Origin of the sequence: Mycobacterium sp. IS-1742 (assembly GCF_001500125.1) — a bacterium.
GTDB lineage: Bacteria > Actinomycetota > Actinomycetes > Mycobacteriales > Mycobacteriaceae > Mycobacterium.
Genome location: NZ_LQIV01000012.1, coordinates 271,615 through 285,149 on the forward strand (window position 1 = coordinate 271,615; position 13,535 = coordinate 285,149).

Sequence of the window (13,535 nt, forward strand, 5' to 3'; positions counted from 1 at the left end):
TCCTCTACTCGGCTGAATCGTTCCATGAGGCCATGCGCTCCACGAGGCCCAGCGTGCGAGTAAAGGGGCCGGGTAGGGCTCTCTTGAGTTGCCACAAGACTTTGGCATCGAGTTGGGGTACTACATAAATTTGTCCGCGATCGTGCGCGTTCAACGTCGTTCGAGCAACGTGCTGTGGCGAAATGCCGGTCCATTTCATCAGGTTGGCCGCGAGTCTTGCAGCCGCCTCGTCGATTTGAGGATTGTTGACGATGTTCGTCTTCACGAAGGTGGGGCAAAGCACTGTGACGTTGATGTCAGTACCGCTCAGTTCGGCCGCCAATGTCTCCGACAGAGCGAGCACCCCGGCCTTGCTCACGTTGTAAGCCGCCATCCGAGGGGCCGAGCCAAAGCTCGCTGCCGACGCCACATTGATGACTCCGCCATGCCCATTGCTGCGGAGCCGAGGCACAAAAGTCTCGCAGCCGTAGATAACGCCCCAGAGGTTGACAGAAATCGCCGCGTTCCAGTCCTCGATCGACGTCGCGCCGATGCGGTTGCCGCCCGCACCGATTCCGGCGTTGTTGATGACGAGGCTCGCAGCCTTCTCGAACCAGTCTTCGCTCACATCAGCGAGGTTGCGGACCTGCTCAAGATCGGTGACATCGCATGCGATGTCGAAGCCCTCGCCGCCAGCCTGCCTCACCAACTCTGCCGACTCTTTTGCAGTGACGGGATCTTTGTCGGCGCACACCACGCGTCCACCTCGGCGCGCAAGCTCCACGGCGAATGCGCGGCCGATACCGCTTCCTGCGCCCGTGACGACTGCATCGGCGCGGTGCGTTCTGCCTGGTGCGCCGCCGAAGGGCAGCAATCTCATCCGTCTGCCTTTCGGGTCGCGACATGGACGTCTGCTGTGGGGAAACTCTCATCTGGGGGCACCAGCCACCATTGGTGTCGCATGCCACCAGTTTGGTGGTGGAACGAGCACCTTGTCAAGATGGAGAGGTGCGGTCGAGAAACAAGCGCTGGGGTGGTCGGACCGGGGCCGAGCGTCGTGCCGAGCGACGGCAGCAATTGATCGAGGCCGCAACCGAGATTTGGAGTGAGAGCGGTTGGGCCGCGGTCACTATGCGCGGCGTATGCGCCCGCACAGGGCTGAACGATCGATACTTCTACGAGGGCTTCAAGACGCGCGATGAGCTGCTCGTTGCTGCGTGGGATGGCGTCCGCAATGACATGCTCGGCGAGGTCGCCGCGCTCTTCAACGAGCGTGCGAATCGGCCGCCGATCGAAACCATCACCGCGGCGATCACCATCGTGGTCGACCGGATCGCACGCGATCCCGGCCGGGCACGCATCCTCCTCGCTCAGCATGTCGGTAGCTCACCGCTACAAGACCGCCGCGCCGTGGCGCTACAGGAAGCAACGCAGTTGGTCGTTGAGGCAAGCCGGCCACACCTCCGACAAGATGCCGACGAGATAGCCCTTCGCATGGACACCCTGATCGCTGTCGGGGGATTCGTCGAAGTCATCACCGCCTGGCACTCCGGTTTGCTTGCGGTGACCGAGAAAGAAGTGGTCGCGCACACCAGCAGACTTGCTGAAACCCTGGCTCAACGCTATGTCATCAGCGACTGATCGAGGCTCACAACAGGGCCAGCCAGCCCCGTGGCGATCGCTGCGAACCGCATTTGCGGGTCCGACCGCCACCTTCACCGGCCACCGAGCACCGAATCCGTGAGTCGACCGACGCGTCGCACCCTGTTCGGAAGGAGCGACGCAGGAACGGTGCTCCTGCGTCGCCGCACTTCCGCATCTTTGCTATCCCGACGAAGCGATAACTCGCTGTGAACCGTCTTGGTCGAACAGTTCTTTGCTCCAATGCTCCAGGACCGCGGCGCTGTCCCAATCATCAGGATGGAAACCCGGGCGATTGTAGGAACGGAAACGCCGCAGCGCATCGGCGGTGAACATCGGGGTGCGACTGAAGCGGTACAGACTGCGCACCAACGTGACCGGGTTATATGAGGCTTTGTCAGCGGCCATGGACAGGGCAGTCTGCAGAATGAGTTCGCCGAACAGAATTACTGAAGCGATCCGCATGCCGCGTACACGGGTGCGCTCGGTTCCTCCCACGAGCCGATAGACATCGAAGGCAACCGCTTTGTGCTCCGACTCCTCGAAGGCATGCCACAGCAGAATCGGTCGAACCTCTGTCTGTCCGATGAGCTTCTGGGCGTCTTCGCTGGTAAGAATGATTTCTGCCAGCGTAGCGGTGTAGTGCTCCAACGCGGAGGTCATGGACAGCCGCATTTCCGGCGAAAAGCGCCGTTCCAATCGCTTGATCAGGCGTGCGACATGACGGTCGATTCGCGCCGTCGGATACCCCATGACCTGGAGTCGCTCGTTGAGGAGACGATGCTGGTGTCGATGTGTGGCCTCTTGTCCGATGAAACCCTTGACCGCTGTATCCAATTGGGGATCGTCGATGGAGCTCTGGAAGTTCCTGACCGATCGGATGAAGAAATCCTCGCCTTCCGGGAACGTCGCAGAAAGCACCGAGATGAAATGGCTCATCACCAGGTCGCCATCCACGAAGTGTTGCCGCTTCGTGGAGGTCGGCATCGGAAAACGAACACGCCTGGGTTTTGGCAGCACGCGGGTCCTGGTCCGGGCTTGATCTTCCGACACTGGAGGTCCTTCCTCGAAGTTGGATCTGACTTTATGCCTTGTCAGATAAGACTGCCAGACTGTAGGACATGAGTCCAGCACGTGTTTATGGCGGGCTGTCCGCAGCTCAACGCGATGCGCAGCGCCGCGTGATGTTGATTGATGCCGCGGTCTCAATCATGGGCACCCACGGAGCTACCGCGTGCACCGTGACCGCCGTGTGTGCGAAGTCAGGAGTGACGAGCCGGTACTTCTACCAGCAGTTTCGCGACCGAGACGCACTCTTGCGCGCGGTATTTGCCAAGATCTCCGCCACCTTCCAGGCGGTGATAACCAGCGCCATTCCGGACGACACGGTTGCTCCTCAAGAACTCGCTTACGCTCCGATCAAGGCCCTGGTTCAGGTGATCGAGAACGATCCCAGCATGGCCCGCATACTGTTTGTCGAATCGGGCGCAGAACCCCTCCTTCGGCAGCTGCGAAGCGAGCTGATGACCGATTTTGCGGAGCTGGTGCTCAGAGAGGCCCGCTTGCACCTCGATATACCCAGCGAGGTGCTTCAAGTCGCAGATCTCGCCGCCACCTACGGTGTCGGGGGCCTGTTCGAGATACTCCGTCGCTGGATAGACGGACAACTGAACCTCTCGACTGAAATGCTTATCGAGCACTGTGCGGGTTTTCTCGGCAGTCTCGGCCTATATACCCTCGGGCAGGCGCCTGATCAGGCCGCTCCGCGGCTGGCCGCAGTTGACGAGACCCGATAGATTCTGACCGACCCGGATTTATATACGACTCGGTTGGCTGAGGCGCATGGCGCGACGCTGATAATCACTGCTGGCGTTCACCCGAGATCGCGACCGTAGACTCCACGCGCGCCGGACGAGGAACTCGATACGACCTAGCAAGGGCCCTGTGTGTGCCGTCGCGCCCGCAGTCAATTCCTTTGATCGCTCGATCTGCAGCGAAGCGCACCGCTTCGATCCATCGCGCTTCGACGGAATCGCGGCGCGGGAAACAAATCTGACGCAAGCCCTGCCGCCGTTGTCACCTGATGTTAATTGCGGCTAACATCAGCGCCTAGCAGATGACGTCGATGCTCGCCCGGAGGGAAAATTTTGGTACAGGTCTTGCCCGACCGGGTCGACGACACCGCGCCCGGGTATCTCAAGAACCGCGAAGGACTGAGCGCGCAACTCCACACCATCGTGGAGCAACTGGCGCTGGTCAACGGCGGCGGAGGCGCGAAATACGTTGCGCGCCACCGCAAGCGGGGCAAGCTGCTCGTCCGCGAGCGCATCGAGCTGATGCTCGACCCCGACACGGCGTTCCTCGAACTATGTCCCTTCGCCGCCTGGGGCAGTAAGTTCCCCGTCGGCGGTAGCGTGGTGGTCGGCATCGGCGTAGTCGAGGGCATCGAGTCGATGATCATCGCCCACGACCCCACCGTCCGCGGCGGCGCATCGAACCCCTATACCTTCCGCAAGGTGTTCCGCGGCATGGCCATCGCGCGGGAGAACCGACTGCCCATCATCAACATCGTCGAGTCTGGCGGCGCCGACCTGCCCACACAGGCAGACATCTTCGTGCCCGGCGGACAGCTGTTCCACGACTTGACACAGCACAGCGCAGCGGGGCTGCCGACACTGGCCTTGGTCTTCGGCAACTCCACCGCTGGAGGTGCGTACGTCCCGGGCATGTGCGACTACGTCGTGATGGTTCGCAACCGTTCCAAGGTGTTCCTCGGGGGTCCGCCGCTGGTCAAGATGGCCACGGGCGAGGTCTCCGATGACGAGTCGCTCGGCGGCGCCGACATGCACGCCCGCACCTCGGGGCTGGCCGATTACATGGCCGAGGACGAGCAGGATGCGATCCGCATCGGCCGTCGCATCATGGCGCGGCTCAACTGGCGGAAGAACGGCCCCGGACCCACCACGCCGCCGCACCCACCGGTGCACGACCCCGATCAGCTGCTCGGCATCGCGTCGGTCGATCCGAAGGTGCCCTTCGACCCCCGCGACGTCATCGCCCGAGTGGTCGACGGCTCGGCCTTCGACGAGTTCAAACCTCTCTACGGCACGTCACTCGTCACCGGCTGGGCCTCGATCCACGGCTTCCCAGTCGGCATCCTCGCCAACGCACGGGGCATCCTGTTCAGTGAGGAGGCCGAGAAAGGTTCGCAGTTCATCCAACTGGCAAATCAGATCGACACCCCCCTCATCTTCCTGCAGAACACCACCGGTTTCATGGTCGGTGCCGAGTACGAACAGGGCGGCATCATCAAGGACGGCGCCAAGATGATCAACGCCGTATCCAACAGCACGGTCCCCCACGTGACCATCACCATGGGTGCGTCCTACGGTGCCGGGAACTACGGCATGTGCGGGCGATCGTACTCGCCGCGTTTCCTATTCGCTTGGCCTAACTCGAAGTCGGCCGTGATGGGTCCGGCGCAACTGGCCGGAGTGCTGTCCATCGTGGCGCGCGAGTCCGCCGCCGACCGCGGGCTGCCCTTCGACGAGGAGGCCGACGCCCAGATGCGCGCCGCCGTCGAGGAACAGATCGAGCGCGAATCCGTCGCACTGGCCAACAGCGGCCGACTTTACGACGACGGGATCATCGATCCCCGCGATACGCGGACCGTTCTCGGGTTCTGCCTGTCGGTGATCCACAACGGCGAGGTCCGTGGCCAGCGTGGCTACGGCGTGTTCCGGATGTGATGGCGATGCCCAAGATCCGCAAGGTCCTGGTCGCCAACCGTGGCGAGATCGCGCGGCGGGTGTTCCGCACTTGCCGCGATCTCGGCATCGCCACCGTCGCGGTCTATTCCGACGCCGACGCCGACGCGTGGCACGTCGCCGACGCCGACGAGGCCGTGCACCTTCCCGGCTCGTCTGCCGCTGAGACCTACCTCGACATCCACCGGATCATCGCCGCTGCCTCGCTCACCGGCGCGGACGCAGTACACCCCGGCTACGGCTTCCTTTCGGAAAACGCCGGGTTCGCGCGCGCCTGTGCCGCCGCCGACCTCGTCTTCATCGGTCCGCCGCCCGGGGCGATCGACGCGATGGGCTCGAAGCTGCAGGCCAAGAAGACGATGTCCGACGCGGGGGTGCCTGTGCTGCCCGGTGGCGACACGACGGGGCTATCGGCCGAGCAGCTGGCGAAGCTGGCCGCCGACGTCGGCTACCCCGTGCTGGTCAAGGCCAGCGCCGGCGGCGGTGGCCGAGGCATGCGCATTGTCGCGTCGCCGGACGAGCTCGACGAAGCGGTCACCTCCGCTTCGCGTGAGGCCGCCGCCGCGTTCGCCGACGGCACCGTCTTCCTCGAGCGTTACGTCCAGCGCCCACGCCACGTCGAGATCCAGATCATGGCCGACACGCACGGAAACGTCGTCTCTCTGTTCGAGCGCGAGTGCTCCGTGCAGCGTCGACACCAGAAGGTGATCGAGGAGGCGCCGTCACCGGTCGTCGACGACGCGTTGCGCGCTCGGATGAGCGAGGCCGCCATCGCCGCCGCGCGCGCCGTCGGCTACGTAGGCGCCGGGACGGTCGAGTTCGTCTACGACGCCGCTCAGGATGGCAAAGCCGACTCCTTCGCCTTCCTCGAGATGAACACCCGGCTGCAGGTCGAGCACCCGGTTACCGAGCTGATCACCGGCCTCGACCTGGTGCGTGCCCAGCTGCTCGTAGCCATGGGCCGCCCGCTGCCTGAGGAGATGCACAACCCGCGAATTCGCGGTCACGCGGTCGAGGCCCGTCTGTGCGCCGAGGATCCGGCCGATGACTACCGGCCCTGTACCGGCACCCTGCGCACCTTGGATGTCCCGGCGCTTGCCGGCGTGCGGGTTGACTCGGGTTTTCGTGCCGGTTCGGTCATCAGTCATTACTACGATTCGCTGCTGGCCAAGGTCATCGCGTGGGCACCAACGCGCGACGAGGCACTTGCCAGCCTCTCGGCGGCGCTGGCCGGCGCCCGTATTCACGGCGTGACCACCAATCGCAACCTGCTTGTTCGCGTCCTGCGCCATGACGAGTTCGCCGGGCGGGGCACCGACACTGGGTTCCTTGACCGACACGACGTCGCCCAACTCGGCGCTGCCCTCCCAGACACGCAGTCCGAGCGCCTGCACGCCGTCGCGGCGACCGTGGCCGGGGTGGCCGCGCGGCGTGCCGTCGCAACTCTGCAGGCCACGTTGCCCGCCGGCTGGCGCAACAACCCTTCGCAGCCGCAGACCACGACCTGGCAGACCCAGGGTGGGCGCGAAGTGCGCGTCGGGTACACGTTAGGTTCGACAGGGACCTGCCTGCAGGTCGACGACGAGCCGTTGGCCGACGTCGAGGTTGTCGAGGGCAGTAGCGAGCGGGTGGTGCTGCGCGTCGACGGGGTGCGCCGCACTTATGATGTCGTCCTCGACGGCGATGTTGCCCACCTCGACTCGGTCGCCGGCTACTCCGCCCTGCGGCTGGCGCCACGCTTCGTCGACCCGAGCACTCTCAACCCGCCCGGGTCGCTCACCGCGCCGATGCCGGGCTCGGTGATCCGACTACCGGTCGCCGAGGGCGAGACGGTCTCGGCGGGCCAAACCCTTGTCGTCCTGGAGGCGATGAAGATGGAGCACACCGTCGCGAGCCCGATCGACGGGGTGCTGAGCGCCCTGCCGGTCCAGGTCGGCCATCAGGTCTCGAGCGGTGACGTCCTCGCCGTGGTCGAGGCGGTGGACGGCGGTGAAGTGGCGTCGGACGCCACCGAGCTCTAATGAACCCGGCGCGCTCCCGATCGGTGGCGCGTCGATACCGATGTGAGGAGTGTCATGGAATTGCACGAGACAGAGGAACGTCAGGACCTGCGCAAGGCGGTCGCCGAGATCGCCAAGGACTTCGGACACGAGTACTACCTGGAAAAATCGCTGGCCGGCGCGAAGAGCACCGAGCTGTGGCAGGCCGTGGGCAAACAGGGCTTCCTCGGGGTGAACCTTTCCGAGCAGTACGGCGGCGGCGGCGGCGGCATCTACGACATGCAGATCGTCGGTGAGGAGCTCGCCGCGGCGGGCTGCCCGCTGCTGATGACCGTCGTCTCGCCAACCATCTGCGGCACGATCATCCAGGCATTCGGCAGTGAGGAACTCAAGCAGCAGTGGCTGCCGGGCATCGCCAGCGGCGAGACGATCATGGCATTCGCAATCACCGAGCCGGACGCGGGCTCGAACTCGCACAACATCTCCACGACCGCGAAACGCGACGGCGACGACTGGGTCATCAACGGCACCAAGTACTACATCTCCGGTGTCGACGAAGCCGAAGCGATCCTGGTCGTCACCCGAACGTCTACCAACGACAGTGGTCGCGGACTACTCAGCCTGCTCGTCGTGCCCACCGATGTCCCCGGGCTCACCAAGTCACTCATCCCGGTCCAGGCGGTCACTCCAGAGAAGCAGTTCACTCTATTCTTCGATGACGTCCGCGTGCCGGCCGCCAACCTTATCGGCACGGAGAACGAGGGCCTGCGCCAGGTCTTCATGGGCCTGAACCCGGAGCGAATCATGGGGGCAGCGCTCGGCAACGGCATCGGCCGTTACGCGCTGGATAAAGCCGCCGATTACGCCCGCAACCGCCACGTGTGGGGAGCGCCGATCGGCTCGCACCAGGGCGTATCGCACCCCCTCGCCCACGCCAAGATCCAGGTCGAGCTGGCCCGGTTGATGACCCAGCGTGCCGCCGCCCTGCACGACGCCGGCGATCCGGGGTCGGGTGAGGCGTCGAACATGGCGAAATATGCCGCAGCCGAGGCGGGCATCCTGGCGCTCGACCAGGCGATTCAGACCCACGGCGGCAACGGCATGGCCACCGAGTACGGCCTCGCCACGTTGTGGGGTCCGGCCCGGCTCATGCGCACCGCGCCGATCAGCCGCGAAATGATCCTCAACTTCGTGGCGCAGCACAGCCTGAAACTGCCCGCGTCCTACTGAGTCGCCGCGGACGGAAAGGGAATCGCATGCAACTCGGCATCGGTCAGTGGGTGACCCGGCGCGCCTTCCTCAACGGCGGGCGCACCGCGTTGATCAGCAACGGCGCGCACATCACCTACGCCGACCTCGATCGGCGCACCAACCAGGTCGCCGCCGCACTCATCGCCCTCGGCGTGCGCAAGGGCGATCGGGTCGCGATGCTGCTGGTCAATTCGACCGAGTTCATCCAGGTGCTGCTGGGCTGCGCCAAAATCGGCGCACTTGCAGTTCCGCTCAACGTGCGCCTTGCCGGACCCGAGATCGGCTACATCCTGGCCGACTCAGGCGCCGATGTTCTGGTCTTCCACGAGCCGTTCGCCGCGCAGGCCAAGAGCGCCGTCACCGAGTCCGGAGTCCGCGTGCGCCATGTCGTACGCGCCGGTGGGGCGCCGGCGCCGGGCGAGCTCGGCTACGAAGACGTCGTCTCGGGCGCCGCGCCCGAACCGCTCAACGGTGACGTCGACGGCAGCGACCCCGCGTTCATCATGTACACGTCGGGGACGACGGGCCGACCCAAGGGCGCGATCCTCACCCACGACAACCTGCTATGGAACGCGATCAACGTCCTCGGCACCGACATCGGCCTGCGGGGCGAGGACGTCACCGTCGCGGTGGCGCCGTTGTTCCACATCGGCGGGCTGGGAGTACACACCCTGCCGCTGCTCTACGTCGGCGGCACCAGCGTCATCATGCCGTCCTTCGAGCCGCGAGCTACGCTGCAGGCGATGGCCGACCACCACGTCACGGTTCAGTTCATGGTGCCGGCCATGTGGACCGCTCTCACACAGGTGTCCGACTTCGACTCCTTCAACCTGTCTGCGCTGCGTTTCGCCATGGGCGGCGGGTCGCCCGTCCCCCTCACGGTCATCGACTTCATGCGCGAGCGAGGCGTGCCCTTCACCGAGGGCTTCGGCATGACCGAGACCGCTCCCCTGGTGACCGTCCTCGACGCCGAGAACATCAGCACGCGGGCCGGGTCGATCGGCCGCGTCGCGATGCATGTCGACGCCCGCATCGTCGACGACGACGACCGCGACGTCGCGACCGACACCGTGGGCGAACTGATCGTGCGCGGTCCGAATGTGTTCACCGGCTACTGGATGAAGGCCGATTCGAGCGCCGAGGCGTTGCGCGGGGGCTGGTTCCACACGGGCGATCTCGGGCGCATGGACGCGGAGGGCTTCATCACCCTCGTCGACCGCAAGAAGGACATGATCATCTCCGGCGGCGAGAACGTCTACCCGATCGAGGTCGAGCAGGTCCTCTTCCGCCACCCGGCGGTGTTCGACGCCGCCGTGATCGGCGGTAAGGACGCGAAGTGGGGCGAACGCGTCGTCGCGGTCGTGGTTGCCGACCCGGCGACGCAGGCGCCGAGCGCCGAGGAGATCGTGGCGTGGTGCCGGGAGCGGCTGGCACACTTCAAGTGTCCGCGTGACGTGCACTTCGTCGCCGAACTGCCGCGCAACGCCACCGGCAAGCTGCTCAAGACCGAGCTGCGCGCGCAGTTCACGGGCATCGAGGGCGGAGTCGTTTTGCGCTGAGTCGTGCCGCTGCACATCGCGGGTTCGGAGCAGGGCCCCTAAATCATGAACTGAGAAAAGGATCGACAGCATCGGCGGGGGCTAGCGGTTTCGTTCACCTCCCTCGATTCGGTGCGGCGGGTGCCGACGCAGGCAACCCCAGCGTCGGTAGGATCCCAGCCCAGCGGATCGGACGGCGAACAACGTAACCACAAATCGACAGGAGGCCTGAAAGTGGCCGGTTTGCGCCGCAAACTGCTCCTCGAGGCCGCCGCCGACCTGTTCGCGCGGCAAGGCTTTCACGCCGTGGGCATCGACGACATCGGTGCCGCAGCAGGGGTGAGCGGGCCGGCCGTCTACCGGCACTTTCAGAACAAGGACGCGATCCTTCGCGAGTTATGCGACGCCGCCATGACTGAGCTGCTGGCCGGCGCCCGGCGCGCCACCACGGCCGGCACACCGACGGAGGTCCTGCACGCCCTTGTCGACCTGCACGCGGCCTTCGGCGCGCGACGACGCGGCCTGTTGGCCGTCTACGCCCGCGAGCACCGCTCGCTGTCGCCGCTGGCGACCCGTGCCCTGCGACGCCGACAGCACAGCTACGAGTCCTTTTGGGTCGAGGCACTCGTACGAGCACGGGGCGATCTGGACCGTGAGCGCGCACAGGGCCTGGTCGCCGCCGTGCTGTCATTGCTCAACGCGTCCGCGTACATGCCGGCGTCGCTGGACGACGCGACGATTGAGGCGATGCTGGCCGCCGCGGCCGTTGCGGCGCTGTTCAGCCGCGCGGTTACACAGCAGGTAGACGGCGCCCCGCACCGGATTTAGTGTGTGTCGAGCAGCGACTGGGGAATGTCCACCATGCGGGACCGCACGTATTCCCCGAGCCCCTTGGCCTGTGCGTCCAGCCGGGTCGAGGAGGCCACCCCGTCACCGAGCAAGCCGTGCACCACCACGTTGAGGGCGCGCAGGTTCGGCAGTTCGAAGCGCTCCATGGGCAGGTGCGCCGTCTCCGGCCCGAGCAGAGTGCGCAGCCGCTCGACGCTGAGGTAGTCACGCGCCCACGCGTACCCAGGGTCATCCCGTGCCCACAGGCCGAGGTTAGCGTTGCCGCCCTTGTCTCCGGACCGCGCGCCGAGTACCGACCCGAGCGGCGCGCGACGTGTCGGCCCGGACGGCACTGGCAGCTTCGCGAGCGCGGCGATCCTAGCCGGCGGGACGGCACCGGTCGGCGGGTCGGGGATCTCGTGCCGTGTGCCGTCGGCGTCGACGAGTACGTGCGTGAGGGCCGACCGCGCTACGTAGGCCGGCCGGTAGACGCCGAAGGCGGTCTCCGAGGACGGTGGCGTGGTGGTGTGGAAGCCGGCGAAACCAGCCAGGGCGATCTCCATGACCCCCCCCGGAGAAGGCTCGGCCCACCTTGCGCGGGTCGGCGTCCTTCACCGTCACACGCAGGTGCGCGCAGGCTTGCTCGTTCGTCGGTGCGTCGGAGACGTCGAAACGCAACAGCCTCACGTCGACTTCGTCGAAGGCGTCGCGTCCGCCGAGAACGTCGAAGAGCTGCTGTTCGGCGAAAGCCGCCTTGGCCCCGATGTCGAGGCCGGTGAGCACCATGGTCATTGTGTTACGGAAGCCGCCCACCTCATTCAACGCCACCTTCAACGTGTCCGGCGGCGGACTGCCTTTCGTACCGCTGATCGCGACGCGGTGCTCACCCTGTTGAGCCAGCCGGATGGTGTCGAAGTGGGCGACGACGTCGGGGCCGAGGTAGGCAGGTTCAGCGGTCTCGTAGAGCAGCTGGGCGGTGACCGTGCCGACTGAGACCAGTCCCCCGGTGCCGGGATGCTTCGTGATCACCGAAGAGCCGTCCTCGGCGACCTCGGCGATCGGAAACCCCGGGTAGCGGCGGTCCGTGATCTCGTCCAGGAACGCGTAGTTGCCGCCCGTCGCCTGAGGGCCGCACTCGATCACGTGCCCGGCGACGACCGCGCCCGCGAGCCGATCCCAGTCGGCGGGTGCCCAGGCGTGCCACCAGGCGGCTGGACCGACGACCAGGGATGCGTCGGTGACCCGGCCGGTCACGACGACGTCGGCGCCCGAACGCAGCGCCTCGGTGATGCCCCAGGCGCCGAGGTACGCGTTGGCCGATACCGGTTTGATGTCGCCGACGGGCGGCGTGATTGCGTGGAGGTCGCCACGTAGGTCGTCGCCCTCGACGTGAGCGACGCGCGCGGTGAGGCCGAGACGGGCGGACAGCTCGCGCAACGCGGCGGCCAAGCCGGCGGGATTCAGCCCGCCCGCGTTCGCGACGACCTTGATGCCATGATCGAGACAGGTGCCCAGCACCTGTTCCATTTGGGTGAGGAAAGTCCGCGCGTACCCGCCGGACGGGTCTTTGGCCTGGGCCTTGGCCAGGATGAGCATGGTCAGCTCGGCCAGATAGTCACCGCACAGGACGTCGATCGGTCCGCCCTCGACCATCTCGCGGGCTGCGGCGATGCGGTCGCCGTAAAAGCCGGAGCAGTTGCCGATGCGGACCGGGACGCTCACCGCTGACGCCCTGCAAACTGGCCCGCCACGCGCCCGCCGCCAGGGGGCCCCGCGAAGGCCTGGGCGATCGCGAGCCACTGGTCGGCCAGCGGGCCGTCGGCGACCAAAGCGGTGTCGTCGCGGTGGCGGCGTTGGGTGACCAACAGGCAAAAGTCGAGCGCCGGCCCGCTCACGCGGTTGGCCGCGTCGGCTGGCCCCCACGTCCAGACGCTGCCGTCCGGAGCGGTCAGCTCAACGCGTACCGGGTCCGCGGGCAGGTCCAGACCGTTGGCCAGGTAGCTGAACGCGCGTGCACCCACCCCGATGTGGGCCACGTGACGCAGCCGTGCCGTGGCCTCGCGGGTCGCGCCGAGCGCGTCGACGACGTCCTGGCCGTGCGCCCAGGTCTCCATGAGTCGCGCTGTCAGCGACGAGACCGCGCTCATCGGCGGCCCGAACCACGGCAGGCGGGTCGCCGGGTCAATGTCCGCGAACGCCGCAACGAGGGCGGCACGCGACGTGTCGAACCACGCGAGCAGGTCGGCAGCCGGCATTTGACGGTAGCGCTCGGCGATGACGTCGGGTGAGATGGCTCCGTCGGCCATCATCGGCAGGTAGTCGCTGCTGAACCCGTCGGGGTCGGTGGCCGAGCGCACCGCGACGTCGTCGAAGAACGCCAGATGGCTGATCTGGTCGCGGATCGTCCAGCCCACGGCCGGAGTCGGCGCGTCCCAGCCGCGCGGACCTTCGGTCAGCGGCGCGACCAATCCGCGTAGGGCTGCCGTCTCCGCTTCGATGTCGGTGATAACCGACTGCATGCTCACCGCCAT

At 66.2% G+C, this 13,535-nt stretch carries 10 protein-coding genes and 1 pseudogene; 7 read left to right on the top strand and 4 right to left on the bottom strand.

Annotation, left to right across the window (positions count from 1 at the left end; all coding sequences use genetic code 11):
* Nucleotides 1-4: 4 nt before the first annotated feature.
* Entirely contained in the window at nucleotides 5-859 is an 855-nt protein-coding gene (locus tag AU196_RS09805) for an SDR family NAD(P)-dependent oxidoreductase (RefSeq protein WP_005086595.1), read from the bottom strand.
* 128 nt (nucleotides 860-987) lie between these two features.
* Between AU196_RS09805 and AU196_RS09810 the strand changes: the two genes are divergently transcribed.
* Nucleotides 988-1,620 (top strand): TetR/AcrR family transcriptional regulator, encoded by a 633-nt coding sequence (locus AU196_RS09810; RefSeq protein ID WP_005086596.1) that lies wholly within the window; start codon nucleotides 988-990, stop codon nucleotides 1,618-1,620.
* Between the two features lie 183 nt (nucleotides 1,621-1,803).
* On the opposite strand, the gene AU196_RS09815 is transcribed toward AU196_RS09810, so the two are convergent.
* Complete coding sequence (locus AU196_RS09815; RefSeq protein ID WP_005086597.1) at nucleotides 1,804-2,673, bottom strand: metal-dependent hydrolase; 870 nt, start codon at nucleotides 2,671-2,673, stop codon at nucleotides 1,804-1,806.
* A gap of 68 nt (nucleotides 2,674-2,741) precedes the next feature.
* Between AU196_RS09815 and AU196_RS09820 the strand changes: the two genes are divergently transcribed.
* From AU196_RS09820 to AU196_RS09845, 6 genes are all read left to right on the top strand, one after another.
* The gene (locus tag AU196_RS09820) at nucleotides 2,742-3,416 is read left to right on the top strand and encodes a TetR/AcrR family transcriptional regulator (RefSeq protein ID WP_005086598.1); all 675 of its coding nucleotides are present in this window, start codon (nucleotides 2,742-2,744) and stop codon (nucleotides 3,414-3,416) included.
* Between the two features lie 351 nt (nucleotides 3,417-3,767).
* On the top strand, nucleotides 3,768-5,369 hold the full coding sequence (locus AU196_RS09825; protein WP_005086599.1) for an acyl-CoA carboxylase subunit beta: 1,602 nt from the start codon (nucleotides 3,768-3,770) through the stop codon (nucleotides 5,367-5,369).
* A gap of 5 nt (nucleotides 5,370-5,374) precedes the next feature.
* Nucleotides 5,375-7,408 carry an ATP-binding protein gene (locus tag AU196_RS09830; RefSeq protein WP_005116476.1) on the top strand — a complete coding sequence of 678 codons (2,034 nt, stop codon included), beginning with the start codon at nucleotides 5,375-5,377 and terminating at the stop codon, nucleotides 7,406-7,408.
* Nucleotides 7,409-7,462: 54 nt separating this feature from the next.
* The gene (locus tag AU196_RS09835; RefSeq protein ID WP_005086601.1) at nucleotides 7,463-8,617 is read left to right on the top strand and encodes an acyl-CoA dehydrogenase family protein; all 1,155 of its coding nucleotides are present in this window, start codon (nucleotides 7,463-7,465) and stop codon (nucleotides 8,615-8,617) included.
* A 26-nt stretch (nucleotides 8,618-8,643) separates the two neighbouring features.
* On the top strand, nucleotides 8,644-10,197 hold the full coding sequence (locus AU196_RS09840; RefSeq protein ID WP_005086603.1) for an acyl-CoA synthetase: 1,554 nt from the start codon (nucleotides 8,644-8,646) through the stop codon (nucleotides 10,195-10,197).
* Nucleotides 10,198-10,410: 213 nt separating this feature from the next.
* Nucleotides 10,411-11,004 carry a TetR/AcrR family transcriptional regulator gene (locus tag AU196_RS09845; protein WP_005086604.1) on the top strand — a complete coding sequence of 198 codons (594 nt, stop codon included), beginning with the start codon at nucleotides 10,411-10,413 and terminating at the stop codon, nucleotides 11,002-11,004.
* Here the strand turns inward: AU196_RS09845 and AU196_RS09850 are convergent.
* Nucleotides 11,001-12,726 (bottom strand): annotated as a pseudogene (locus AU196_RS09850) (acyclic terpene utilization AtuA family protein). The gene AU196_RS09845 and the pseudogene AU196_RS09850 overlap by 4 nt on opposite strands.
* Nucleotides 12,723-13,535: a TIGR03084 family metal-binding protein gene (locus tag AU196_RS09855; RefSeq protein ID WP_005116473.1), complete on the bottom strand. Its 813-nt coding sequence runs from the start codon at nucleotides 13,533-13,535 to the stop codon at nucleotides 12,723-12,725. The pseudogene AU196_RS09850 and the gene AU196_RS09855 overlap by 4 nt, the downstream one beginning before the upstream one ends.